The 26,201-nt window shown below is 56.8% G+C and carries 23 protein-coding genes; 15 read left to right on the forward strand and 8 right to left on the reverse strand.

The window, feature by feature from the left end; all coding sequences use genetic code 11:
- Positions 1-26 precede the first annotated feature (26 nt).
- From U5A05_RS04630 to U5A05_RS04640, 3 genes are read right to left on the reverse strand one after another with little or no spacing between them, the layout of a single operon-like run.
- Entirely contained in the window at positions 27-704 is a 678-nt protein-coding gene (locus U5A05_RS04630) for a heavy metal response regulator transcription factor (protein WP_261741014.1), read from the reverse strand.
- An 8-nt stretch (positions 705-712) separates the two neighbouring features.
- Positions 713-3,808, reverse strand: coding sequence for a multidrug efflux RND transporter permease subunit (locus tag U5A05_RS04635; protein ID WP_321835848.1), 3,096 nt, complete (start codon positions 3,806-3,808; stop codon positions 713-715).
- A complete protein-coding gene (locus U5A05_RS04640) occupies positions 3,805-4,950 on the reverse strand; it encodes an efflux RND transporter periplasmic adaptor subunit (protein ID WP_321835849.1) in 1,146 nt (381 codons plus the stop codon). The genes U5A05_RS04635 and U5A05_RS04640 overlap by 4 nt, the downstream gene beginning before the upstream one ends.
- 374 nt (positions 4,951-5,324) lie before the next feature.
- Here U5A05_RS04640 and U5A05_RS04645 point away from each other — a divergent pair, with 374 nt between their 5' ends.
- A complete protein-coding gene (locus tag U5A05_RS04645; RefSeq protein WP_261741017.1) occupies positions 5,325-5,570 on the forward strand; it encodes a hypothetical protein in 246 nt (81 codons plus the stop codon).
- A gap of 1 nt (position 5,571) precedes the next feature.
- On the opposite strand, the gene U5A05_RS04650 is transcribed toward U5A05_RS04645, so the two are convergent.
- The 3 genes from U5A05_RS04650 to norR form a co-directional block, all read right to left on the reverse strand.
- Positions 5,572-6,045 (reverse strand): GNAT family N-acetyltransferase, encoded by a 474-nt coding sequence (locus U5A05_RS04650; RefSeq protein WP_321835850.1) that lies wholly within the window; start codon positions 6,043-6,045, stop codon positions 5,572-5,574.
- A 5-nt stretch (positions 6,046-6,050) separates the two neighbouring features.
- On the reverse strand, positions 6,051-6,950 hold the full coding sequence (locus tag U5A05_RS04655) for a chemotaxis protein (protein WP_261741019.1): 900 nt from the start codon (positions 6,948-6,950) through the stop codon (positions 6,051-6,053).
- 165 nt (positions 6,951-7,115) lie between these two features.
- Positions 7,116-8,660, reverse strand: coding sequence for a nitric oxide reductase transcriptional regulator NorR (gene norR, locus U5A05_RS04660; RefSeq protein WP_321835851.1), 1,545 nt, complete (start codon positions 8,658-8,660; stop codon positions 7,116-7,118).
- 154 nt (positions 8,661-8,814) lie between these two features.
- On the opposite strand from norR, the gene hmpA reads away from it, so the two are divergent.
- The 12 genes from hmpA (at position 8,815) to U5A05_RS04720 (ending at position 21,908) form a co-directional block, all read left to right on the forward strand.
- Positions 8,815-9,987, forward strand: coding sequence for an NO-inducible flavohemoprotein (hmpA, locus tag U5A05_RS04665; RefSeq protein WP_321835852.1), 1,173 nt, complete (start codon positions 8,815-8,817; stop codon positions 9,985-9,987).
- Between the two features lie 238 nt (positions 9,988-10,225).
- Positions 10,226-10,735: a disulfide bond formation protein B gene (locus U5A05_RS04670; protein ID WP_261741022.1), complete on the forward strand. Its 510-nt coding sequence runs from the start codon at positions 10,226-10,228 to the stop codon at positions 10,733-10,735.
- A gap of 809 nt (positions 10,736-11,544) precedes the next feature.
- Positions 11,545-12,483, forward strand: coding sequence for a ubiquinol oxidase subunit II (gene cyoA, locus U5A05_RS04675; RefSeq protein WP_261742375.1), 939 nt, complete (start codon positions 11,545-11,547; stop codon positions 12,481-12,483).
- A gap of 3 nt (positions 12,484-12,486) precedes the next feature.
- Positions 12,487-14,511, forward strand: coding sequence for a cytochrome o ubiquinol oxidase subunit I (gene cyoB / locus U5A05_RS04680; RefSeq protein WP_261741023.1), 2,025 nt, complete (start codon positions 12,487-12,489; stop codon positions 14,509-14,511).
- 3 nt (positions 14,512-14,514) lie between these two features.
- Positions 14,515-15,138 carry a cytochrome o ubiquinol oxidase subunit III gene (locus tag U5A05_RS04685; RefSeq protein ID WP_037031938.1) on the forward strand — a complete coding sequence of 208 codons (624 nt, stop codon included), beginning with the start codon at positions 14,515-14,517 and terminating at the stop codon, positions 15,136-15,138.
- Positions 15,138-15,464 (forward strand): cytochrome o ubiquinol oxidase subunit IV, encoded by a 327-nt coding sequence (gene cyoD / locus U5A05_RS04690; protein ID WP_261741024.1) that lies wholly within the window; start codon positions 15,138-15,140, stop codon positions 15,462-15,464. Before U5A05_RS04685 ends, cyoD begins: the two co-directional genes overlap by 1 nt.
- A gap of 11 nt (positions 15,465-15,475) precedes the next feature.
- Positions 15,476-16,363 carry a heme o synthase gene (cyoE, locus tag U5A05_RS04695; RefSeq protein WP_261741025.1) on the forward strand — a complete coding sequence of 296 codons (888 nt, stop codon included), beginning with the start codon at positions 15,476-15,478 and terminating at the stop codon, positions 16,361-16,363.
- A gap of 261 nt (positions 16,364-16,624) precedes the next feature.
- Complete coding sequence (locus tag U5A05_RS04700; protein WP_321835853.1) at positions 16,625-17,095, forward strand: hypothetical protein; 471 nt, start codon at positions 16,625-16,627, stop codon at positions 17,093-17,095.
- Positions 17,096-17,290: 195 nt separating this feature from the next.
- The gene (locus U5A05_RS04705; RefSeq protein WP_321835854.1) at positions 17,291-17,980 is read left to right on the forward strand and encodes an ABC transporter ATP-binding protein; all 690 of its coding nucleotides are present in this window, start codon (positions 17,291-17,293) and stop codon (positions 17,978-17,980) included.
- The gene (locus U5A05_RS04710; protein WP_321835855.1) at positions 17,977-19,182 is read left to right on the forward strand and encodes an ABC transporter permease; all 1,206 of its coding nucleotides are present in this window, start codon (positions 17,977-17,979) and stop codon (positions 19,180-19,182) included. The genes U5A05_RS04705 and U5A05_RS04710 overlap by 4 nt, the downstream gene beginning before the upstream one ends.
- The gene (locus tag U5A05_RS04715; RefSeq protein ID WP_425262904.1) at positions 19,175-20,653 is read left to right on the forward strand and encodes a TolC family protein; all 1,479 of its coding nucleotides are present in this window, start codon (positions 19,175-19,177) and stop codon (positions 20,651-20,653) included. The genes U5A05_RS04710 and U5A05_RS04715 overlap by 8 nt, the downstream gene beginning before the upstream one ends.
- Entirely contained in the window at positions 20,640-21,908 is a 1,269-nt protein-coding gene (locus U5A05_RS04720) for an efflux RND transporter periplasmic adaptor subunit (protein WP_321835857.1), read from the forward strand. Before U5A05_RS04715 ends, U5A05_RS04720 begins: the two co-directional genes overlap by 14 nt.
- Before the next feature lie 112 nt (positions 21,909-22,020).
- Here U5A05_RS04720 and U5A05_RS04725 read toward each other — a convergent pair whose 3' ends face one another.
- Positions 22,021-22,830: a hypothetical protein gene (locus U5A05_RS04725; RefSeq protein ID WP_321835858.1), complete on the reverse strand. Its 810-nt coding sequence runs from the start codon at positions 22,828-22,830 to the stop codon at positions 22,021-22,023.
- A 148-nt stretch (positions 22,831-22,978) separates the two neighbouring features.
- On the reverse strand, positions 22,979-23,761 hold the full coding sequence (kdgR, locus tag U5A05_RS04730; protein ID WP_321835859.1) for a DNA-binding transcriptional regulator KdgR: 783 nt from the start codon (positions 23,759-23,761) through the stop codon (positions 22,979-22,981).
- 213 nt (positions 23,762-23,974) lie between these two features.
- On the opposite strand from kdgR, the gene U5A05_RS04735 reads away from it, so the two are divergent.
- Both U5A05_RS04735 and manD read left to right on the forward strand, forming a co-directional pair.
- Positions 23,975-24,976 (forward strand): sugar kinase, encoded by a 1,002-nt coding sequence (locus tag U5A05_RS04735; protein WP_261741034.1) that lies wholly within the window; start codon positions 23,975-23,977, stop codon positions 24,974-24,976.
- A gap of 4 nt (positions 24,977-24,980) precedes the next feature.
- Positions 24,981-26,192 (forward strand): D-mannonate dehydratase ManD, encoded by a 1,212-nt coding sequence (gene manD, locus U5A05_RS04740; RefSeq protein ID WP_321835860.1) that lies wholly within the window; start codon positions 24,981-24,983, stop codon positions 26,190-26,192.
- Positions 26,193-26,201: the final 9 nt, after the last annotated feature.

A 26,201-nucleotide genomic window follows, 5' to 3' on the forward strand; every position in this document is an offset into this window, starting at 1 on the left:
CGATGGAGTTCAGAGCAGTGGGCCGCTTAAACACTGCGCCGCTCCAGCACGTAACCCATGCCGCGGATGGTATGCAGCAACTTGTGTTCGAACGGCCCGTCGAGCTTGGCCCGCAAGCGCTTGATCGCGACTTCGACCACGTTGGCGTCACTGTCAAAGTTAATGTCCCAGACCATCTCGGCAATCGATGTCTTGGACAGGATTTGGCCCTGACGTCGCGCCAGCACGCTGAGCAGCGAGAATTCCTTGGCGGTCAGGTCAAGACGGGTACCCGCGCGTGTAGCCTTGCGGCTGATCAAATCTATCCACAGGTCATCGACAGTCACCTGCACCGGCTCGTGACCACCACCACTGCGGCGGGTCAAGGCTTGCAGGCGGGCAACCAGCTCCAGAAACGAAAATGGCTTGCCCAGGTAATCGTCTGCGCCTTCGCGCAAACCGCGGACCCGATCTTCGACCCGCTCGCGGGCGGTAAGCATGATCACCGGGGTTTGCTTGCGCGCCCGTAATGCACGCAACACGCCAAAGCCGTCGAGACCCGGCAGCATCACATCGAGCACGATTACTGCGTAATCGCTCTCCATGGCCAGGTGCAGGCCTTCGATGCCATCTCGGGCCACATCCACTGTGTAACCTTGCTCGGTCAAACCGCGGTGCAAGTAATCGGCGGTTTTTTCTTCATCTTCAATAATCAGAACGCGCATAACCCGCCTCAGTGATTCGTCGTCAGCACACTGACGGGTTTGGAACGATGGAATAACCGTTCAAGCCACAAGTATATGACTGGCGTGGTAAACAGCGTCAGCGCTTGGCTCACCAGCAACCCGCCAACCACGGCAATCCCCAGCGGCTGGCGCAGTTCGGCGCCGGTGCCGTAGCCGAGCATCAGCGGCAGGGCGCCGAGCAAGGCGGCGAGGGTGGTCATGATGATCGGCCGGAACCGCGTGATGCAGGCTTGATAGATCGCATCTTCGGGGCTCAGGCCGCGATTGCGCTGGGCATCCAGGGCAAAGTCGATCATCAGGATGCCGTTTTTCTTGACGATACCGATCAGCAATACCAGCCCAATCAGCGCCATGATTGAAAAGTCCTGGCCGCAGATCCACAGCATCAGCAGCGCCCCGAGCCCGGCCGAAGGCAGGGTCGAAATGATCGTCAACGGATGCACGAAGCTTTCGTACAGCACCCCCAAAATGATGTACACCGCCACCAGCGCCGCAAGAATCAACCAAGGCTGGCTAGCCAGCGAACTCTGGAATGCCTGGGCGGCACCCTGGAAGTTGCCGCTGATGGTGCTCGGCATGCCGATTTGGTTTTTCGCCTGGTTGAGCATCAGCACCGCATCGCCCAAGGCCACGCCGGGGGCGAGGTTGAACGACAGATTGGCGGCCGGGAACATGCCGTCATGGCTGATCGAAAGCGGCCCGCTGGTGGGGGCATCGATTTTGGCCACGGCCGACAGCGGCACCATTTCCCCGGTCAGCGGGGAGCGCAGGTAGAAGTAATTCAGGCTCTCGGCCTTGCCGCGCTGCTGCGCGTCAACTTCCAGGATCACGTTGTACTGGTTGGTCTCGGTCTGGAACTCATTGACCTGACGCTGACCAAAAGCGTCGTACAGCGCCTCATCGACATCGGTGGCGGTGAGGCCGAAGCGAGCTGCGGCGTTCCGATCGATGCTGATATGGGTGATGCTGCCGCCCAGTTGCAGGTCGTTGGACAAGTCGCGAAAGGCCGGGTTGGCGCGCAGTTTTTCAGTCAGGCGTTGGGTCCAGGTGGTGAGCGTCGGCCCATCGTTGCTCTTGAGTACATATTGATATTGGCTGCGGCTTGGCCCCGAGCTGAGGTTGATGTCCTGACCTGCGCGCAGATACAGCACAATCCCCGGCACCTTGGCCAATTGCGGGCGAATGCGGTCGATAAACTCGCTGGCCGATACATTGCGCTCCCCGCGGTCCTTGAGGGCAATCCAGAAGCGGCCGTTGGCGATGGTCTGGTTGCTGCCGGTCACGCCCACTGAGTGTGAAAACGCCTGCACGGCTGGGTCGTTACCGATGATGTCGGCCAAGGCTAGATGTTTTTGCATCATGTCCGGAAATGAAATGTCGGACGCCGCTTCACTGGTTCCGAGTACAAAGCCGGTGTCTTGAACCGGGAAGAAACCTTTGGGGATCAGTACATAGCCGGCGATGGCCATGGCCAGCGTCACGCCGAAAATCCCCAGCATTAGCCGCTGGTGCGCCAGGGCCCGTTTCAAACCCTTTTCGTACCAAGCCAGCAAGCGCTCGCCAAAGCCCGGTTTGGCGTCGGGCTTGTGCACCGGGGAACGCATAAACAGCGCGGCCAGCGTCGGGGCGAGGGTCAGCGACACGACCACTGAAATCATGATGGTTGAGGTCGCGGTCAGGGCGAATTCCTTGAACAGTCGTCCGACCACGCCCCCCATAAACAGCAACGGAATAAATGCCGCCACCAGCGAGAAACTGATGGATACCACGGTAAAGCCGATCTCGCTGGAGCCTTTGATCGCGGCGTCGCGCATGCTCTCGCCCGCTTCGAGGTGACGGTGAATGTTCTCCACCACCACAATCGCATCGTCGACCACAAACCCCACGGCCACCACAATCGCCACCAGTGTCAGGTTGTTGAGGCTGAACCCCAGTACATACATCAAGGCAAAGCTGGCGATCAGTGACACGCCGAGCACCGCTGACACAATCAGGGTGGCTGACCACTGACGCAAAAACAGCGCCATCACTGCAACCACCAGCAGCACGGCAATCAGCAGGGTGATTTCCACTTCATGCAGGGAGGCGCGGATGGTTTTGGTCCGGTCACTGAGTACGGTCACTTCAACTGACGCCGGGAGCATGGCTTGCAAGCCGGGCAGGGCGGCCTGAATGCGGTCCACGGTCTCAACGATATTGGCCCCCGGCTGACGCGAAATCACCAGGTTCAGTCCTGGCTGATGCCCGGACCAGGCTTGTACATAATCATTCTCGGCCCCGTTGACCACTCGCGCCACATCGCGCAATTGCACGGGGGCGCCGTCCTTGTAAGAGACGATCAATTGGCCGTATTCATCCGCGTCAAACAGCTGGTCGTTGGTTGACAGTGTGGAAATGCTCGATGGGCCGTACAGCGCGCCCTTGGCAAGGTTGAGACTGGTTTGCTGGATTGCCAGGCGAATGTCGGCCAGGGTCAGTCCGATGGCGGCCAGCTTGTCGGCCGAGGCCTGGACCCGGATTGCCGGGCGCTGCTGGCCGGTGATGTTGATCAGGCCTACACCGTCGATCTGGCTGATCTGCCGGGCCAGCAGGGTTTCGACGTAATCGCTGAGTTCGGTGCCGGGCATCTGCAAGGAACTGATGCTCAGGATCAACACCGGGCTGTCGGCCGGGTTGACCTTCTTCCAGGTCGGCAGGGTCGGCATGTCCTTGGGTAATTTGCCGGACGCGGTATTGATCGCGGCCTGCACTTCCTGGGCGGCGGTGTCGATGCTTTTGTTCAGGGTGAATTGCAGGGTCAGACTGGTCGAGCCCAGTGCGCTGCTGGAGGTCATTTGGGTCATGCCGGGGATGGCGCTGAATTGCACCTCCAGCGGCGTGGCTACCGATGACGCCATGGTGTCCGGGCTGGCGCCGGGCAGTTGGGCTGATACCTGGATGGTCGGGAATTCAGCCTCGGGCAAGGGCGCGATGGGCAGTCGCGGAAAAGCAATCAGCCCCACCAGTACCAGGGCGAAGGTCAGCAATACGGTGGCGACCGGGTGATCGACACACCAGGCCGACAGCGAGCGGCTTTGGGTCATGGCTGCACCTGAACGGCGGTCGGCTCACTTAGCACTTCAATCCGCGAGCCCGGCTTGAGTCGCGATTGACCATCGCTGACCAGCGTGTCGCCGGGGCTGACGCCAGTGATGATGCTCAGCTCGGTGTCCTGGAAAACAAGCTGCACGGGGACTGTTTCTACTGTGTCACCGCTGACCCTGTACACGAAATAGTTGTCCAGCCCGCGTTGCACCACCTGCGGCGGCACCACTAGCGCGTTCTGTACCAGTCCGGTCTGGATCTCGACATTGACCAGTTGGCCGGGCCACAGCGTTTGTTTGGGGTTGTCGAACTGGGCCTTGACCTTGATCGTGCCGGTGGTTGCCGAGACCTGATTATCAATCAGGCTCAAACGACCTTCGCCCAGTTGCGTGCCGCTGCTGTCAGCGTTGCCGATAAAGGCTTTGACCCGGGCCGGATCCTTGGCTGCGAGCAAGTCGTGCAGCATGGGCAATTGTTGTTGGGGGAGGGAGAACTCCACCGCGATGGGGTCGATCTGGGTAACGGAAAACAGTCCCTGGGTATCGCTGACTCGCAGGAAATTACCCGCATCTACAGTGCGAATGCCCACGCGCCCGGTGACCGGCGAGTGGATCTGCGTATACGACAACTGCACCTGCGCCGCTGCAATCGTCGCCTGATTGCCCTGTGCCGAGGCCTTGAGTTGATTGACCAAGGCTTGTTGCTGATCGAGTGTTTGCCTGGACACGCCGTTGTCCACGCTTAATAACTGGTAGCGTTTGAGGTCGATCAATGCGACTTGCAGTTGCGCCTGATTCTGTCCCAGTTGGGCCTTGGCCAGATCGAGGCTGGCCTTGATCGAGCGGTCATCCAGGGTCGCCAGTAGATCGCCAGTCTTGACCGTCTGGCCTTCGTTGACCCGTATCTCGGTGAGGATGCCGTCGATTTGCGGGCGGATCATCACACTGTGCAACGACAACACCGCGCCAATTCCGTGGGTATAGCTCGGCACATCTTGCTGCAGCACTTGGACAACTCGCACCGGCACCGCTGCGCTACCTGTGGACTTATTGGCTGCGGGGCGATTGAGCCACCAGATGCCGCCACCGATCAGGGCAATCACTAACGTGCCCAGCAAGATTTTTCTGGTTGGGGTGGGCATGCTGGATAGACGCCGTATACGTGGATTGGGGGCTTATTAAAGAGTTATAGCGCGTGGACCCGGTCAGTACAGTGACGGCTAACTGACATTACTGACAGTTTGGAAATTCGTAGCAGCTGCCGAAGGAACGAGGCTGCGTTCGGCGACGAAGTCGTCGTAAAACCTGAACTCGCGGTATATCAGCCAAACCGTGGGCTCAGGTTCCACGATCGCTTCGCAATCGAACGCAGAGCTGCTACGCCATTGATTGACAGCGCAACATCGAGATCTTGATGATTTTTACGACCAGTGAGTGCAACGCACAGGGGGCGCGCAGGTATACTGCGCGGCATTGCGCCACTTGGCCTGAATTTTTACCGTATTTCGGAGCTTTCATGACTACCCCTACCCAATCGACGGCTCCTGATGCCGTGGGCACTGACCTGGTTGAAAATACAACCGAGCTGGAGGCCCCGAAAAAACCGGTAATTCCTGCGTTCACGTTCCCTTTCAAACCTTCCGAGTTTGCCAAGGCCAAGTCCCAAGGCAAGGCGTACTACCAGAAAAGCGGTCTCGGCGGCCACGACACAACCCCTGGCGCACCGCCACACGGCACACGTAAAACCATGGGCAAGCGCTGATTCAGAGCTCGATGCGCTTCACCTGAACCATCCCGGCCCGTTCGTATAAACGGCGGGCCTTGGTGTTGTCCTCCATGACCTTCAGGTCAACGCAGGGCTCACCGCGTTGTGCGTAGACCGCAAACATCCGCGCCAGCAGCGCCTGGCCAATGCCTTGCCCTTGATGTCCGGCATGCACTACCAAATCTTTTAGATAAGCGCTGGTCCAGCCTTGCGCAACCCCCACCACTACCCCTGAACGCATTGCGATCAAGCATAACTGCGGGTCATATTCGGCGTCGTGCAGCAGGCTGTGGCGCCACTTCTCGAGCGAATCAATATTGCCACTGCCATCGCTGTAGCCCTGGCTGAGCAAGGCATGCACCGGTTGCATCAGATTCTCGTCGAGGGCCACCAGGCTTACATCTGCAGGCCAGTGAGCTGTTGCCGGCGGGCCTGTCAGGTCTTTGCGCAGCAGCAGGCAGTACTCGCTCATGTCGCTCAATAACCTTGCTCGGCAACCGTGCGCGCAGCCAGGATCAGGCACTGTGTCAGCTCGGGTGAAGAGAACTTGGTCAGCACCGCATTGGCCCCTGCCAGGCGTGCCTTTTCGCTGTTCATCGAGCTGTTCAACGAGGTGTGCAGGAGCACGTACAGGTGGGCAAAGTCCGGAGTTTCGCGCACGGTACGGGTAAAGGCGTAGCCGTCCATCTCGGACATTTCGATGTCCGATACCAGCACGTTGATTTGATCCGGTGTGCCTTGCAGTTCCAGCAGGCGTTCGATGGCCTCCTTGGCACTGCGCGCTGTGTGGCAATGCAGGCCCAGGTTGCGCAGGGTAATTACCGACTGTTGCAGTGCCACCTGACTGTCATCAACCACCAGTATTCGCGCGTTGGCCAGCAGTTTTGACTCTTCCTTGCTGAGGCTCTCGCTGGCTTTTTCCACTCTTGTCGGGGCGATACCGTGGATCACTTTTTCGATGTCCAATACCTGCACCAGCACGCCGTCGACCTGAGTGACGCCGGTTATGTACGAGCGTTTACCGGAGCCGTAGGGTGGCGGGCGAATGTCGGTGCTCAGGCAGTGCACGATTTTGCTCACCGCCTGCACATGCAACCCCTGCTTTGAGCGGCTGACATCAGTCACGATCAGGCAGCCGCCGTCAGGGTCGAGCAGCGGTTGTTCACCGATGGCGCGGCTCAGGTCAATCACCGACAGCGCTGTGCCGCGTAACACCGCGATGCCTTTCACATTGGGGTGCGACTCGGGCATTTTGGTCAGGGGTGGGCAGGGAATGATCTCACTGACCTTGAGCAGGTTGATCGCCAACAACTTGCCGCTGCGCAGAGTGAACAGCAGAAGCGAAAGTGAATCTGCGCGGGCATTGTTCGATGACATAAAAACCTTCTGTTGTGGGAGCGATACAGGGTTATCGACATGAATACATTTTCCTGTAGCCGCTGACGAGGTACGAGGCTGCGATGGGCAGCGCATTGGCCCCAAGCGGTGGGCCTGCGACCCACATCGCAGCCTCGTACCTCGCCAGCGGCTACAGGAGTCTGGTTATTTCAAGCCCAGGCGCTTGGCCATCCTGCCCAGGTTTGCCCGGTCCAACCCCAGCTCTCGCGCCGCGCTGGCCCAGTTGTGCTGATGACGTTCAAGGCAGGCGCTAATCAGCTGGCGCTGGTAGTTCTCGGTAGCCAGGCGCAAGTCGCCGACGGCATCCGGCACGCTTTCGGGTTCAATCAGCGCGGCGCTTGCGCTGGTCGTCGGCAAATCCAGATCCGCTGCCGTAAGGGTCAAAATACGCGGCCGTGTGCTGCAATTACCCAGGGCTTTCAGGGCGCTGCGACCAATCAAGTGCTCCAGTTCGCGCACATTGCCAGGCCATGAATACTGCACCAGCGCGGCTTGCGCATCAGGGCTCAAGCGCAGGCTGCCCAGGCCCATACGCGAACGGTTTTGTTCCAGAAAAAAACCGCTCAACAGCAGCACATCGCGCCCGCGTTCACGTAAGGCGGGCACCTTGAGCGGGTAAACGCTCAAGCGATGATAAAAGTCGGCGCGATAGCGACCGCTGCGAACTTCCTCGGCCAGGTCGCGGTTGGTTGCCGCGATCAGCCGCACGTCGACCTGATGCTCCTGATCCGAGCCCAAACGCTGCAACTGCCCGCTTTGCAGTACCCGCAGCAATTTGGCCTGTACGGTTAGCGACAGCTCCCCCACTTCATCCAAAAACAGGGTGCCGCCATTGGCCAGTTCAAACTTTCCGCGCCGGTCATTCATGGCCCCGGTAAAGGCGCCGCGCACATGGCCGAACAGCTCGCTTTCAACCAGCGTGTCGGGCAAGGCGGCGCAGTTAAGGCTAATCAGTGGTTTATCCGCCCGTGGCGAGGCCGCGTGAATGGCCTGGGCTACCAACTCCTTGCCGACACCGGTTTCGCCGGTGATCAGGACCGTCAGATCACTGCCGCCCACCAGGGCGATTTCTTCAAGCAGGTGTTTGTGGACCTTGCTCTGGCCGATTAGCTCCTTGTTGGGTGAACCATTGGCCTGTCGATAGAGTTCGGCTTTGCGCTGCTCATCCTCTACCCGCAACGCCAGGCGCTCGATGCGCTGGGCAACATTGACCGTGGCAGCGGCCAAGCTGGCAAAGGCTTGCAGGTCGTCCAGTTCGATCGGCTCAAAACGTTTTGGGTCCAGTGCGTCGAGGGTCAGCAGCCCCCAGGGGCGCTCCTCGACAAACAGCGGGCAGCCCATGCAGTCGTGTACTTCGAGGTGCTCAGCCAGCCCGTCGACCAGCCCGTCATACGGGTCGGGCAGTTCGCAATTGCTGGGGAAGCGTGTCGGACCGGGGCTGGCGAACAGCGCTTCGAAGCGCGGGTGCTCACTGACCTTGAAGCGCCGCCCCAATGTATCGAGGCTTAAACCATCGACTGCCAGTGGCACCAGCCATTCGCCGTCCAGCCGCAACAGAGCCGCAGCGTCGCATGGGAGCAGGGCACGCAGGGCTTGCAGCAAGCGTCGATAGCGTTCGCTTTCGGGCAGGTCGCGGGACAGGTCAGCCACAAGCGGCAATAGAGTGGTAAGCAGCAGTTTTGCAGTCATTTTGACCTCGTGTAGTCTGTATGACTATAAATCAGTGTGAGTCAAAATGACTATCTATGTATTAAGATGTTGATTTTAAAGGATTTAATTGTTGGCATGAAAACTGATAAGTAAAGGGTAATTGCTAAAGCCTACGTGCTCAGGAGTCACCCTTATGCTTACTGCTCAAGATCGTGCCATCGTTAAATCCACCGTGCCACTGCTGGAGAGCGGCGGAGAGGGGCTGATCACTCATTTCTATCGCATGATGCTGTCGGAGTACCCGCAGGTGCGCTCGCTGTTCAATCAGGCCAACCAGGCCAGTGGCGACCAGCCGCGGGCGCTGGCCAACGGTGTACTGATGTATGCGCGGCACATCGACCAGCTCGATCAGTTGGGCGATCTGGTGGCCAAAATCATCAACAAACATGTTGCACTGCAAATCCTTCCGGAGCATTACCCGATTGTCGGCAGCTGCTTATTGCGGGCAATTGAGGAAGTTCTGGGCAGCGACATTGCCACCCCGCAAGTGCTGAGCGCCTGGGGCGCGGCCTATAACCAGCTGGCCGATATCCTGATCGGTGCCGAAGCTGCCATATACGATGAAAAAGCTGCTGCACCCGGCGGCTGGCGTGGCGGGCGCGAGTTCAAACTGGCGGCCAAAATCCAGGAAAGCGCAGAGATCACCTCGTTTTACTTCAGCCCGACTGACCAGCAGCCGATCCTCGATTTTACCCCCGGCCAATACATTGGCCTGAAGCTGATCATCGATGGCGAAGAGGTGCGTCGTAACTATTCATTGTCGGCGATGGCCCAGGTCGGTCGCTACCGCATCAGCGTCAAGCGCGAAAGCGGCGGGGTGGTCTCGAACTTCCTGCATGACCGCCTGAGCATGGGTGACACGCTGGAGCTGTTCCCGCCAGCGGGCGAGTTCACCCTGACTGACAGCCAAAAGCCGCTGGTGCTGATCAGTGGTGGTGTAGGCATTACACCAACCCTGACCATGCTCGAAGCCGCACTGGCCACCCAGCGTCCGATTCACTTTATCCACTGCGCGCGCAATGCCGATGTACACGCGTTCCGCACTTGGGTCGATGATTTGGCCGAACAGCATCCGCAATTGCAGCGTTTTTACTGTTACGACGAGCAGGACGAGTCTGTAGATCATGTAGGAATGCTGACTGAAGAAGTGCTGGCCCAGTGGTTGCCACAGGAGCGTGATCTGGATGCTTACTTCCTGGGGCCAAAAGGCTTTATGGGAGCGGTCAAGCGTCATCTGAAAGCGCTGGGCGTGCCTGAAAAGCAAAGCCGCTATGAGTTCTTCGGCCCGGCTGCCGAGCTGAAATAACCGCCAATACAGGTTAAAAGCTGTAGCCGCTGCCGCAGGCTGCGATAAGGGCCGCAGGATCTTGCAAAGCAGGATCGCTGCGCAATCCATCGCAGCCTGCGGCAGCGGCTACAAAAGCTGGGCCTTAATCCCCCATTAATCCCCCTGCGACACTTTCCCTGTAATGTTCAGATACATCCAAGCCGAGGGTCTGGGTGTAAACTGCGCGTTTACAGACAATCAGGCAAAGGGACGCGGGATGACGGAAGACATGATGCAATTGGGCCGGGAGAAGCGTTTCCTGGTCCTGCTTGGGCTGATCTGCCTGGCACTGATTGGCGGTGCGCTCTATATGCAGATCGTGCTCGGCGAGGCGCCTTGCCCGTTGTGTATTCTGCAACGCTATGCCCTGCTGCTGATCGCGATTTTCGCCTTTATTGGTGCGGCGATGCCCACCAGGCGCAGTCTTACGGTGCTTGAAGTGCTGGTGGTACTGAGCGCCATTGGTGGAATCGTCGCTGCCGGGCGCCATGTCTACATTCTGGCTAACCCTGCGGTGAGCTGCGGTCTTGATGCGTTGCAGCCGATTGTCGACGGCTTGCCGCTGGCTGCCATCTTCCCTTTGGGGTTTCAGGTCGACGGGTTTTGTTCAACCCCGTACCCGCCCGTACTGGGCCTTTCGCTGGCGCAGTGGGCGCTGGCGGCGTTTGTGATGACTGCCGTGCTGGTGCCGCTGGGTATTTACCGCAACCGCAGCAAATCAAGCTGAGCCAAGGGTTAAATCCTGCTTGAACAGCCTCGTTCCTCCTCTGGAGAAGCGGGGCGTTTTTTTGTCTGCGCGCAAATGTAAAGGGGATGTCATTCGACGCCGAAAAAGGGTGTGCGGCACTGCGACATATTGTCACGGAGAAAATGCCGCAGGGCCTGTTTTGGTCAGACAGGCGGTCTTTCAAACGTATGACTTTATGTAACTCCGGCAAGGCATTTTAAAACGGATGCAGGGCTTGAAAAGCGCGATTCGAGACTCAATGAAAATCGGCTGTAGCCCTTTTTATTTGGGCGTTCAAGCGGGGTAGGGGGTGGCCATTGATGCGCTAAAAAGGGGCATTGAAATGCAGGGCTAATGGTGTGCTACAGCACGGGATCAGAGGTGTGCCCAAGCGCAGCGGGTAATAATAGGTAGGGATTGTTACCGCAGCCGAGAAGAATTATTTCTGGATGAGACATGGTTTATAGAGAGCTACCTATCTACAATCGCCCGCACTGAACGTCCAGCCTGCTCATCCCTGAGCCCAAGCGGGAAGTTGAAGGGCGACTGGGCGGTTCATGACAGGCGTCCCATGCGACTCCCAGGTACTGGCAACCCTTCTAAGTTCCGCACCAAATGGAATTGGTCTGTAACAAGGCCATTGACCACGTATCGAATAAGAAATCACTGCTAACCCGGAATTTGCCCGTTCGCCTGATGGTGATAGAGCAGGCTTTTATTCAATTCCGGAAAAGAGCCAACCCTTGGCAGGGCGAAGTGTTGGCGAAAAAAACCAACTGCATTGTGCAAGCTGTTTTAGAGGTCGTGAGATGACTAAAAAAAGGTACCCCAGACTCCTTGGCTTATTGCCACTTTTCGGCACGTTGCTGCTGGGAGGTTGCAATATGACATTGCTCGATCCGGTGGGGCAGGTCGGGATCGAAGAGCGGAATCTGATCATCACTGCAACACTGCTGATGCTTCTGGTCGTGGTGCCGGTCATCATTATGACCCTCGTCTTCGCGTGGAAATATCGCGCGTCGAACACCAGCGCTACCTATACACCAAAGTGGTCTCACTCCACCAAGATCGAAGTTGTGATCTGGACTGTGCCAATTCTGATCATCATCGCCCTGGGCGTGATCACCTACAAGTCGACCCACGCGCTGGACCCGTATCGTCCGCTCGAATCTGACGTCAAGCCGATTACCATCGAAGTGGTGGCAATGGATTGGAAGTGGCTGTTCATCTACCCGGAACAGGGTATCGCCACCGTCAACAAGATCGTGTTCCCGGCTAACACCCCGGTCAATTTCCGTATCACCTCTGACACGGTCATGAACTCGTTCTTCATTCCGGGCCTGGGCGGTCAGATCTACGCCATGGCCGGTATGCAGACCAAGCTGCACCTGATTGCCAACCGCAACGCTGAAATGGAAGGCATCTCTGCCAACTACAGCGGTGCTGGTTTCACTGGCATGAAATTCAAAGCGATCTCGACATCTCAGGCTGACTTTGATGCCTGGGTAAGTGAAGTCAAAGCGTCACCTAAACAGCTTGATGAAGCTGAATACGCTGCTTTGTCCAAAGCAAGCCAGAACAACCCCGTTGAACTGTTCTCCGCGTACACACCGAACCTGTTTCAGAAAATCGTCGACAAGTACGAAGGTATGAAGCCAGGCAAGCCGGTGAAGCACGAGAAGAAAGAAGTTGCCGGGACCGATGTGGTGGACATGAGTTCGCATTCAGCTGCCGGGGCAGAGGAGTAAACGATGTTTGGTAAATTAAGTTGGGAAGCGGTCCCGTTCCACGAGCCGATTGTCATGGTCACCATTGCCATGATCGCGCTCGGTGGTCTGGCGCTGTTTGCGGCAATCACCTACTTCAAGAAGTGGACTTACCTGTGGACCGAATGGCTAACGTCAGTCGACCACAAGAAAATCGGCGTGATGTACATCATCGTCGCTATGGTCATGCTGCTGCGCGGCTTTGCCGACGCCGTCATGATGCGTACCCAGTTGGCCATGGCCACCGAGGGTTCGCCTGGCTACCTGCCACCTGAACACTATGACCAGATCTTCACCGCTCACGGTGTGATCATGATCATCTTCATGGCGATGCCATTCTTCACCGGCCTGATGAACCTTGCAGTGCCGCTGCAGATCGGCGCCCGTGACGTGGCTTACCCGTTCCTGAACTCCCTGAGCTTCTGGCTGCTGGTATCCGGCGTTGTGCTGGTTAACCTGTCGCTGGGCGTCGGCGAGTTCGCCAAGACCGGCTGGGTTGCCTATCCGCCGCTGTCGGGCCTGCAGTACAGCCCGGGCGTGGGGATGGATTACTACATCTGGGCGCTCCAGCTATCGGGGCTAGGTACGACGTTAACCGGGGTTAACTTCCTGGCGACGGTCCTGAAGATGCGTGCTCCTGGCATGAAACTGATGGACATGCCGATCTTCACCTGGACCTGCACCTGGGCAAACGTTCTGATCGTGGCTTCGTTCCCGATCCTGACCGCTACCCTGGCACTGCTGACACTTGACCGTTACATGGATTTCCACATTTTCACCAATGAACTTGGTGGCAATCCAATGATGTACGTCAACCTGTTCTGGGCGTGGGGTCACCCTGAGGTATACATCCTCATTCTGCCGGCGTTCGGTATCTTCTCCGAAGTTATCTCCACGTTCACCGGCAAGCGTCTGTTCGGTCACCACTCGATGGTCTACGCCTCCGGCGCGATCTCGGTGCTGGGCTTCATGGTTTGGCTGCACCACTTCTTCACCATGGGTTCGGGTGCAAGCGTCAACGCCTTCTTCGGTCTGGCGACGATGCTGATTTCGATCCCGACGGGGGTCAAGCTATTCAACTGGCTGTTCACCATCTACCAGGGCCGTCTGCGCTTCACCAGCCAGGTTCTGTGGACCCTGGGCTTTATGGTGACCTTCGCCATTGGCGGCATGACCGGCGTACTGCTGGCCATCCCGGGTGCTGACTTCGTACTGCACAACAGCCTGTTCGTAATTGCTCACTTCCATAACGTGATCATCGGCGGCGCGGTATTCGGTTACATCGCAGGCTTCAGCTTCTACTTCCCTAAAGCGTTCGGCTTCAAACTGAACGAGAAGTGGGGCAAGGCAGCGTTCTGGTTCTGGTGCGTCGGCTTCTTCGTTGCCTTCATGCCGCTCTACGCGCTGGGCTTCATGGGCATGACCCGTCGTCTGAACGCCAGCACCAACCCTGAGTGGGTGCCTTACCTGTACGTTGCCCTGTTCGGCGCGGCACTGATCGCTATCGGTATCGCCTGCCAACTGATCCAGCTGTACGTCAGTATTCGTGACCGCAAGCTGCCAGAGAACGCCTGCGAGCATGGCGATCCGTGGAATGGCCACACCCTGGAATGGTCGACTTCGTCGCCACCTCCGTTCTACAACTTCGCTGTAGTGCCAAAAGTCGACACCATCGACGCGTTCACCGAAGCCAAGGAAAACGGTACTGCGTACCAGGCCCCGGCCAAGTACTCGCCGATTCACATGCCTAACAACACCGCTACCGGTGTGTACATGGGTGCTTTGCTGACCGTGTTCGGTTTCGCAATGATCTGGCATATCTGGTGGTTGGCCATCGTTGGTCTGGTTGGCACTGTCGTGGTCTTCGTTGCCCACGCTGCCCGTGATGACCAAGGCTACATGGTGCCGGTTGAGACCATCGAGCGTATCGAGGCTGAGCAGCACAAGCGTCTGGTAGCCGCAAAAGCAATCCCGGCTTCCCGTGTTGAAACCAAGTTGGAACAGGCTTAAACCATGTCGAACTTAGCGACCACTGCTGGACACGCTCATGGTCACGACCATGAGCACGAGGAACACCACGACGCGGGCGAGACAACCATTTTTGGTTTCTGGCTCTACCTGATGACCGACTGCATTTTGTTCGCGTCGATCTTCGCGGTATATGCAGTTCTGGTTAACAACGTAGCGGGTGGCCCGTCGGGCCACGACATCTTCGAACTGCCATACGTACTGGGTGAAACTGCCCTGTTGCTGTTCAGTTCGATCACCTACGGCTTCGCCATGCTGGCGTTGTTCAAGGGTAAAAAGCAGCAGGTGCTGTTCTGGCTGGGCATGACGTTCCTGCTCGGTGCAGGCTTCATCGCCATGGAAATCAACGAGTTCCACCTGTTGATCTCCGAAGGCTACGGCCCTAGCCGTTCGGGCTTCCTGTCCGGGTTCTTCACCTTGGTCGGTACCCACGGTCTGCACGTGACCAGCGGTCTGATCTGGATGGCGATCATGATGTATCAGGTGCAGAAAAACGGCCTGACTTCGACCAACAAGACCCGTCTGAGCTGCCTGAGCCTGTTCTGGCACTTCCTGGACGTGGTGTGGATCTGCGTATTCACCGTTGTTTACCTGATGGGGACTTTGTAATGGCTAACGCACATTCCGACGGCGCCAACCACGGCAGCGTGAAGTCCTACGCGATCGGCTTCATCCTGTCGGTGATCCTGACCGTTATTCCGTTCGGGCTGGTGATGTACCCATCGCTGCCCAAATTCACCACCCTGGCGATCGTGTTGTTGTTCGCCGTGGTGCAAGTGGTTGTTCACCTGGTGTACTTCCTGCACCTGGACCGCTCGCCTGCACAACGCAACAACGTCACGGCGCTGATATTCGCAGCCCTGGTTATTGTGCTGTTGGTGGGCTTGTCCCTGTGGATCATGTTCAGCATCCACACTGAAATGATGGCGAAGTGAGGTAAGACCCGATGTCCTTTAAGCACTTTATCCAAATCACCAAACCGGGGATCATTTTCGGTAACGTGCTTTCTGTGGCAGGTGGGTTTTTCCTGGCCTCGAAGGGGCATTTCGATCTTGCCCTGTTCCTGGCCGCGGTAATCGGCACCTCCTTGGTAGTCGCGTCCGGTTGTGTGTTCAACAACTGCATTGACCGCGATATCGACATCAAGATGGACCGCACCAAGAACCGCGTACTGGTTCAAGGCCTGATCTCCCTCAAGGTGGCGCTGATTTACGCCACCTTGCTGGGGGGCGCCGGCCTTTACTTGCTGTATCGCGTGGCCAACCCGCTGGCGGCTCTGTTCGCTGCGATCGGCTTCGTGATCTACGTTGGTCTGTACAGCCTGTACTTCAAGCGCAAGTCGGTTCACGGCACGCTGATTGGCAGTCTGTCGGGTGCGATGCCTCCGGTTATCGGCTACGTCGCAGTCAGCAACAGCTTCGACATGGCCGCACTGACCCTGCTGGTGATGTTCAGCCTGTGGCAGATGCCGCATTCTTACGCCATCGCGATCTTCCGCTTCAACGATTACCTGGCTGCATCGATTCCGGTGTTGCCAGTGAAGCGCGGGATCAAGGTTGCCAAGAAGCACATCCTGCTCTACATCCTCGCGTTCCTGATCGCGACCCTGATGCTCACCCTCGGCGGTTACGCCGGCATGAGCTACATGGCCGTGGCAGCAGCGATGGGCATGTACTGGCTGTACATGGCGTGGACCGGCTACAAGGCCGTCGACGACAAGGTCTGGGCACGCAAGCTGTTCGTGTTCTCGATCTTCACCATCACCGCCCTGAGCGTCATGATGTCTCTGGATTTCAAAGCGCCTGCCGAGTTGCTGCTGACTTACGCACACTAAGAAAGCCAGACTGAAAAACCCCGCCTTCGAGAGAAGCGCGGGGTTTTTTTATGGCTGCGATTCAAGTCTGGATTTGGATAGCGCTGGCTTGGAAAGAAGATTTCACATGTGCGGATAATATTCTCTATTGGAGTTTTTTATGTGGCCCTTGCCCTTCAGTGCGTTAAGGAAAATCCTACATTACTAACTGCGTGCGAATGGTCAAATGCTCAGGCTGAATTCCACCAGGAAATTTTGTCTACATTTAACCAGGAGCGCGTCATGTCCAAGTTGTCGTTAAAGAAACTCGCTGTAGTAATGTCTCTCGTATGTTTGCCGGCAACCGCCAGCTTTGCAACAACCCTTTCTGTGGGCGTAGGCCAGGAAAAAACCTTCTCGCTGACTTGCAAGTCAGGCAACTTTGTCGGTGTTGCTGAAGGAAAGGTGGGGAATCATTTTCAGGCGGGTAGGTGGGTGCATCTTACAAGCTACAAAATCACCCGTCTTAACGGTCAGAAGGGCGGCAACAAGGCTAATGTGAATCTTTACGCTAGCCCAGCGCCGAACTTTGCTCGCAATGAGCACAGGGACCCCTCTAGGGACAGTATGATTCAGGACGGCAAGTGGCATAGTGTGGCTTTGACACGCAGTAACTTCGTGGTTGCCAGCAAAAAAGGCGAGCTAGTCGTCGAGTTTGTATTCGATAAGTCAGGGACTGATCCACGTTGCTACACTAGCTCGGTCTACTTCTAAGAAAGTAGTGCCTGCCTGCACTGATGTTTATAGTGTTGGGCTGTGTGCTCTTTCTTGTCAGTGCATCATCGGGAAGGAAGAGTGCACAGTATAGTGTGCTGGGTACGGTTTAAGTGCATGGCTTGTCACGATGTTTAAATGTTGTATTTCAGCAGTTAATGCCCTGTCTCTATTGCGCAAAGGTATGTGGTTGTTATGCATGATTTAAACTGCATTTCAATGAGAGGCGTAAGTAAAAGTTACCGTCATGCTGGAAAGTTGAACCCGGTTATCAGTCAGGTCGATTTTCAGGTTGGGGTGGGGGAAACCTGTGCCATTATCGGCCCTTCGGGGGCCGGTAAAAGTACGCTGTTGAATATTGTAGGTCTGCTGGATGTTGCAGATGCGGGTGAGTACCTGTTTATGGGACGCTCGGTTGCAAACGCTCGAAATGATGAGTTGGCAGCCATTAGAAAAATGCAAATCGGCTTTGTCTTTCAGAATTTCAATCTGATCCCCCGTTTGACAGTTATCGAGAATGTGGCATTGCCGCTTCGGTACCGCGGGATGGATCGAGCGCACTCCCTTGAACATGCAATGTGCATGTTGCAGAGGGTGGGTATGGCGCAGCGCGCCGGTTATAAACCCGCCGACCTGTCAGGTGGGCAAAAGCAGAGAGTGGCCATCGCGCGTGCTCTGGTAGGCGAGCCGTCCTTGATATTGGCCGATGAACCGACAGGAAGTCTGGATAACCAGACAGCCAGTGAGATTCTGGAGCTGCTGCTGTCGATACAAAAAGAAAAGAACGTGACGTTATTGATTGTGACCCACGACCAGGGTATTGCGCGGCTAATGCAGCGCCAGGTGGTAGTGCGCGGTGGTGTCGTTGTGGAACTCAAGGCATGAGTTTTTTAACCCGGTTGATAACCCCTGCGGTGACTCAGGTAGTTGAAGATGCCATCGACAGTTTTCGTACGATGGGCAAGCGCTCGGTATTGGCGTTGTTAGGCATTGTAATCGGCAGTGGTTCTATTGTGGCGGTTATTAATGTTGGCCATAACACAAGCCAGGAGGCTGCGAAAATATTCCAGGGTATGGGGGTTGATACGCTGTTTGCCAAGCTGAATGATGAACAGAGATTTAAAGATTCATTTCTCAGGATGGATGCCGCGAATATCCGCGGGTTGGATTTGCAGCATTTGATGGTTGCTCCCGTTTCGGAAGTGTCGGGCAAGGCCGGTTTTAATCGTCTTTATATTGATGTGAGAATTGTCGGGACGGAGCCGGCTTTGATTGAAGTACTAAAGCTGTCAATCAGTCGTGGGCGTTTTCTACATGAGTTTGATCGTGACGATAATGTCGTTGTGCTCGGTCACACCGTTGCGACTTCTTTGAGTAGCAACGGCCTCGGTATTCAAGTGGGTGAGTGGCTCAAGATCAATAACTATTTGTTCAAGGTTGTCGGCGTTTTGCAACCCGCTATGGAATCAATGCTCAGTCCAGTCTTGACGAATCATTCACTATTTATGCCGCTTCAAGGTTTGGCTCGGGTAGACAGTGGTGCGGCTATTACTGATGTCATTATGCGAGTTGGCCCTGCACAAAAAATCGAGCTTGTCGTTCCACAAGTAATGGAACGTTTGAGTGCTGCGTTTAAAACACGCACTGTCGAAATAGTAGTGGCGCAACAAATGATTGACGCCATGAGCCGTCAGAACAAAACCTTCCATTATCTTTTGATAGCGCTGGGGATTATTACGTTGGTGGGGGGTGGCGTTGCCGTAATGAATGTCATGTACATGAATGTTTCTGAACGTCGTATTGAAATTGGTCTGCGGATGGCTATCGGCGCCCGTCGCCAGGATATACGCAATTTGTTTCTGGTCGAAGCGCTTGCGCTCAGTACGCTGGGTGCCGTGTTGGGAGCGGGCGTTGGTATTGCGCTGGCCTGGCTGTATGCCGTGATATCGGGGTGGGCATTTGAGTTGGCGATGCTGTCTATCCCTTTGGGCGTTTCGAGCACCTTACTGGTCGGTGTTTTCTTTGGTTTGAAACCGGCAATCGCGGCTTCGCGGCTTACCCCTGTAGAGGCTCTGCGTGATTACTAAACTAGTCGTTGCCACAAGCGCAGCGTGCTGTGTTTTGATCCTGTCGAAACAGCTGGCCGCAGCCCCGGCCCGAGTCGAAGCCAGCGTGCTGCACCACAGCGAGTTGCGCAGTGACTTGTTGAGCCAGCACGTGATCGATCTATCGTTGGCCGAAGCCGTGTCGCTGGGCTTGCGCCGCAACTACAACATTCGCAGCCTCAAGCTTCAACGCTTGCGGGAGAAGTTCGATCTGCTCGTGGCCGATGACCTGTTCAATCCCAAATTGAAGCTCAGTGGTACTCACAGGCTATCCAAGGGTAACGCCGACAGCAGTCGCACGACCGGCATTGCGCCCTCGGTGAGCCTGCTGGGTGAGTATGGCACCAACATTGATCTGAGCTGGAACCAGCAGCTCAATGCCACAAAAAATTCAGGTGACCTGAGCAGTAACGGTCTGGGGCTGACGGTGACTCAACCGTTACTCAGGGGGGCAGGCCAAGACGTCACGACGGCTCCCTTGCGCCTTGCTAAATTGACCGAGCAAGTCAATCAGTTGAATTTGAAAACCAGTGTGTCCCAAACCCTGTATGAAATCATCGCGGCCTATCGCACGCTGATGAAATCCCAGAATCAAATGGCGCTTGCCACGGATGCGCTTGAACGGACTGTTTCGTTGCTCAAGGTCAATAAGTTGCTGATTACTGCAGGGCGAGTGGCGGAGTTTGACGTTGTGCAGATCGAGGCGGATATCGCGACACAGGAGTTAGCGGTAGAAGAGGCGAAAAATCAGTTGGAGGCGAGCCGCCTAATGATGCTCAAGTTGCTGGCACTCGACCTGGCGACGCCTGTACGTGCCAGTGACGCCCTGCAAGTGACCCGGCTTGATATTGATCAGGCGACGGCATTGAGGGTGGCGCAGGCCAAGCAGCCGCAATATTTGGCGACAATGCTGCAGAGCGAACAGACAGCAATCAACTTGTTGCTCGCGCAAGACAGGGCCCGTTGGGACTTGTCATTGGTGGCGGGTGTCACCCAACAGCGGGACCAACACAGCATCAACGGCGCCAATCGGGCGTGGGACAGTTACACCGGTCTGAAGCTGGAGATCCCCATTGGTGATCTCGGCATCCGCCAAGGCAAGGTCAATGCCCAGACTATGGTGGAACAGCAGAAGTTGCTTCAGGAAGAGGCTCGGATTGATTTGAAGCGGCAGATCACCGATGCGGTCAGAGGCTTGAACACCCTGTGGCGTCAGCTTGAAATCTCACAGCGGATTATCGATCTGTCCGGGCGCAAGCTGTCCATCGAGAACGACAAATTGAACGCTGGCCGATCCAGCAACTTTCAAATCATCAGTTATGAAGCCGACCTGCGTGCGGCCGAAGATGCGAACTTGAATGCGAAAATTTCATACCTGGATGCCAGGGCTCAACTGGATCTGCTGCTGGGTGTAATGCTGGAGAGCTGGGAGATTTCACTTGAAGGTTTTTGACCGGATCAAAGCCATGACAGGACGCTGGAAGTATCTTGCGGTGGGCGGGCTGGTGTTGGCCTTGGGGCTGATGTTGTACCTGCCTGCGGCCCCAGGCGACGATGTTTCCTGGGTCGCTGTCAGTAGCCATAAACTGGAGCATGAAATCGGCCTGGTCGGCAAAATAGAACCGATTGAAACCTCGATTATCACTGCACCTTTTGAAGGTTTAGTCCTGGCCAATGAGTTGAGCCCAGGCATGCAGGTCGAACAGGGGCAAGCCTTGTTGTCTCTTGATACGGCGTTGCTTGAAATCAAGCTGCGGGATGCCCTGGCCAACCAGTTGAAAATGCAGCAGACCGTTGAGATCTACCGTACCTGGGCAACCGACCCGCAAGTGCTGCAAGCGAAGCAGATGCTCAGAGTGGCCGAACTGTCCAAGCAGACGCTTGACCTGGAGTTTTCTCAAGTCGAGGCGCTGTATCAAAAAGGTATTGTTCCGCGCAATGAACTCGATGCCTTGAAGCAGCAGCGTTACCTGCAATCGCTTGAGCTGACGGCCGCCAAAGTGCAGCTCAAGAGTGTGTTGGCTGCCGGCAAGGGTGAGGCCAAAGCCATTGCCGATATGGAGTACCAGAATGCATCCATCGCTCATGAACAGTTAAACGCATTGTTGGAACTCAAGATGCTCCATGCGCCGTTTTCGGGTGTTGTGCTGTCCCTTGGGGTGCCACAGTCGACAGGGGGGGAAGTCGAGGCGATTCATGCCGGCGCTCTTTTGGCCAAAGGTCAACAATTGATCAAACTGGCCAACATGAAAGGGCTCAAGATTGTCACTCAGGTGTCGGAGTCGGATGTGAACAAATTCGCCCTGAACCAGAAAGTAGCAATATCCGGGGACGGATTTTCGGGGCGGCAGTTAAGCGGCTATGTGAGCGCTATCAGTCAGATGGCTGTTCAGGATGAGAACCCCGGCAGTGCTGCAAGATTCCCGATCACGATCACCGTGAATGCTCCCGAGAACGGTGACTTCAAGGACGTCAGACTGGGCATGAGTGTGCATATGACGATCGTGACGTACCGCAATGAAAATAGCTTCATCATTCCTCACGCTGCAGTTGAGCAGGCTGAGGACGGCATGTTTGTACATCACCGCGAGCGCCTTGACGCGCCAGTGGTACGGCGTGAAGTCACGATTGGCCAGTCGACAGCCAAAGGGGTTGAGGTGTTCGGGCTGGACTCTGGATTTGTCAGTGTAAAAGCCGACGCTCAGTAAACGGTTCTCATCAGTTTTTGTGAGCGCTATAGAGCCTGTGGGAGCCGGGCTTGCCCGCGATGGCACACCTGAGTCTGACTGATGCCTCGCGCCTTTGTTATCCCGGCTAAAATCACTCAGCGGCAGTTCTGGCAGTGGTTTTGAGACCGGCTTTCCAGGGCGTGTATTCGATTCGATGGAATAAACTGGTCATGCCCTTGGCATTGGGCGCGTAGCCCGGCATGGCGCTCAGGTCCAGTTGTTTGCAGCGTTGGACCAGGCTGGCGAGCAAGGCGTCATCCTGTTTGAACGCTTGGAGTCGCAGAGCATGCGGATCCAGGCTGGCAGCGCATTCCTGCACACGGCCGGTGCTGTCGCCCATGATCATCAGCGTGGCCACGCCAATGCTGTCGATGGCTAGCGGAGCGAGCAGTTGCTTGAACAGATAGTCGTTTTGCGCCTTGTCCTGCAACACCGCTGCGCGCTGTGTGCGTGCCTCGGCGGACAGCCCGGTCAGTGGGTAAACCGCTACTGGCGCTACGACCTTGGCAGTCTTTCTTTTAGGGTCGATCAGCGACGAGGGCAGTTCGGGGAACACAGCTGTCCAGCAAATCGATACCAGGTTCCTGGCCAGTTTGCGGTTGTAAGGGTAGAACCTCTCATCCAGTTTCTTGTTGGGTTGAGTGTCGCACCCGATGATGCGGTTCTTGTCATCGAGGGTGATCATCAGGTTGAAGCTGCCATCCCGTCCTTGGCTATTGGCCAGGTCGCCCTCTCGGGCAAGAACCCTACTGACCAGCTTTTCATACACCCCACGTTGCAATGCCTGCTCCTTCTGTTGGGCGGGAGTGGGTATGGGCGATTTGTCGGGGGCACTGGCGTTGGACTGGCAACCTGTGAGCAGCAAGGCGGCAAGAGCGAGGGGGAGTGTGTGTTTGAGCATGACGATCCTTGTACGAGAGGCTGGTCCGTTGCCGATGTTTTGGCAGCGGAAAGTCTATCGTATTCAAGGTGGTTACCGCATATGCGTTTTATTCGTATTTGCTTGGGCGGCCATCGTGAACACCACTACACGATCACGATGGCTGCGATTACTCCGGATGCCACCCCAGCTGGCTCGACACCTGCTGCGAAGCCTCCATCAGCTGTTTGACGTAGTCCTGTTTCAGTTCTTCGCGAAAGCGAAAGCATGGGAAGGACACGCTCATGCCGCCAATGACGTGACCGAAACGGTCGCGGATGGGAGCTGCCAGGCAACGCATGTTGTCTTCGAACTCTTCATGGTCTTCGCCATAGCCTTGCTCGCGAACCACCGCCAGTTCTTGCAGGTACGACTCGACCGTGGTGAGGGTATTGGCGGTGCGGCGTTCGAAGCTTTCTTCGCGCAAGTGCGCGAGCAACTCATCTTCTTCCAGCCAGGCCATCAGCACCTTGCCGATCCCGGTGCAGTACAGCGGGGCGCGGCGGCCGATGCGCGAGTACATGCGCAGATTGTATTTGGAGTCGATCTTGTGCACGTAGACGATGCTGCCTTCGTCGAGGATGCCCAGGTGCACGGTTTCGCCTGTCAGTTCATTGATGCGGCGCATGCCCGGTTCTGCTTCACGCACGATATCCAGATGAGGCAAGGCCTGGGCGCCCAGTTCGAACAGTCGCACGCTGAGCCGGTAGCGATCTTCGGCATCCTGAACCACATAGCCACGGGCTTTCAGTGACTGCAAAAAGCGGTAAACCGTGCTTTTTGACATGTCCAGTTTTTGCGCGATTTCTGACACGCCACTTTCTTCGGGATGCTCGGCCAGGGCTTCAAGTACAGCCATGGTCCGGCCGACCGCGGAGACCAGTTCGTTGTTCTGGGTGGTGCTGTTGTCCATGAAGGCTCCAACGCAATTTTAAAAAAAACAAGGATATACCGTAGGAGAACGAAACGCTGTTTCATTTTTCTTGACGGTGTAAGGAATTTGATTAAACTCGGCCTCAAGCAAAAAATGAAACGCCGTTCCGAAAACAATAAACAGCTCGACGCAAGGTCACCATCCAGTGCCTGCGTTGACGCAAAGCGACCCATAAAAACAAGGCGCGCAGTGATGACGGTAACCCTCGGGCATTGCCCACAGGCCAATTTGACCCAGCCCCTGCGGGTGGCACTGGTGGGCGAGTGCATGATTGAGATGCGCGGCCAGCCGGGTGCGGTTTTCAGCCAGACGTTCGGCGGCGACACGCTCAATGCCGCGGTCTATCTGTCCCGTCTGGGGGCAGGCAACGGGATTGTTGCCGACTATGTAACCGCCATCGGCGCAGACACGTTCAGTGACGCCATGCGCCAGTTGTGGCGCGACGAAGGGGTCGGTGATCAGCATGTGCGGGTGATCAAGGATGCGCTGCCCGGGCTGTATTTCATCCAGACCGATGACCAGGGTGAGCGTCGCTTTGCCTACTGGCGTGGCGAAGCCGCCGCCCGGCGGGTTTTCGACGGGCCTGAAGCGGACGCAGTACTGCGCGCCCTGGCTGATTATGACTATGTGTATCTGAGCGGCATCAGCCTGGCGATCCTCACCCCCGGCGGCCGCGAACGCCTGATGTTGGCCCTGCGCCTGGCCCGTGAGGGCGGCACGCGCATTGTCTTCGACAACAACTACCGTCCCCATTTGTGGCCCGATGCGGCTTCCGCGCGCCAGGCCTACAGCGACATGCTGCGCCTGACCGACCTGGCCCTGATCACCTGGGACGATGATGCCGCGTTGTTCGGTTATGCCGATCACGAGGCGTTATTCAGCGCCTATGAACAATTCGGAGTAGGTGAAGTGGCCCTCAAGCGTGGCCCGGATTCGTGCTTGATCCAGTGTGCCGCAGGTCGTTTCGAGGTGCCTGCAGAACGGGTGCGTCAGATCGTCGATACCACGGCGGCAGGCGACTCCTTTAGTGCGGCTTACCTTGCTTGTCGCTTGCAAGGCGGCGAGCCGCAGCACGCTGCACGCTGGGGCCATACGCTGGCCGCCGAGGTGGTGCAGCATCCCGGTGCGCTGATCCCCGCAGCCGCCATGCCGAGCCTGTACATGCCTGTATTTTCTTCTGTCGCCGAGGCCTGAACCCATGAAAATCGTTGAAGCGCGCGTGATCGTCACCTGCCCGGGTCGAAACCTGATTACCCTTAAAATTGTCACTGACTCCGGTGTCTACGGTATCGGCGATGCCACTTTGAATGGCCGGGAAATGGCGGTCGTTGCCTACCTCGAAGAGCACGTGCTGCCAGCGCTGATCGGGCGTGATGCCCAGCGTATCGAGGACATCTGGCAATACCTGTACCGCGGTGCCTACTGGCGTCGTGGCCCGGTGACCATGACTGCGATTGCTGCCGTTGACGTCGCGTTGTGGGACATCAAGGCCAAGGCCGCCAATATGCCCTTGTACCAGTTGCTCGGCGGCAAGAGCCGCGAGCGGGTGATGGTGTACGGGCATGCCACGGGCAAGGACATCGAAGGTTGCCTGGCCGAAGTCGCCCGCCATGTTGAACTGGGTTACAAGGCGGTTCGCGTGCAATGCGGGATTCCGGGCATCGCCACCACCTATGGCGTCGCCAAGCGCAGTGGCGAACGTTATGAACCGGCCGACAGCGATCTGCCCGCCGAGCATGTGTGGGACACCGCCAAATACCTCAACTATGTGCCCAAGCTGTTTGCCGCCGTACGCGAACGCTTTGGCGATGACTTGCACATCCTGCATGACGTCCACCATCGGCTGACGCCAATTGAAGCCGGGCGTTTGGGCAAGGCCGTTGAACCGTTCAATCTGTTCTGGCTCGAAGACTGCACCCCGGCCGAGAACCAGGAAGCCTTCCGCCTGATTCGCCAGCACACCACCACGCCATTGGCCGTGGGTGAAGTATTCAACTCGATTCATGACTGCCGCGAGCTGATTCAGGAACAGTTGATCGACTATATCCGCGCCACGCTGGTCCACGCCGGGGGCATTACCCATGTGCGCCGGATCGCCGACTTTGCTGCGCTTTATCAGGTTCGCACCGGGTTCCATGGCGCCACCGATCTGTCGCCGGTCACCATGGGTGCGGCGCTGCATTTCGATACCTGGGTGCCCAACTTTGGCATTCAGGAACATATGCCTCACGACCCGCTGACCGATGAGGTTTTTCCTCACGCCTATCGCTTTGAAGACGGTCATTTCACTCCCGGTGAAACTCCGGGGCATGGCGTGGATATCGATGAAGAACTCGCCGCCAAATACCCCTACAAGCGCGCCAGCCTGCCGGTCAATCGACTCGAAGACGGCACGCTGTGGCACTGGTAAGCACGGCTT

Source organism: Pseudomonas kulmbachensis (genome assembly GCF_963681935.1).
In the GTDB taxonomy this organism is placed as follows: domain Bacteria; phylum Pseudomonadota; class Gammaproteobacteria; order Pseudomonadales; family Pseudomonadaceae; genus Aquipseudomonas; species Aquipseudomonas kulmbachensis.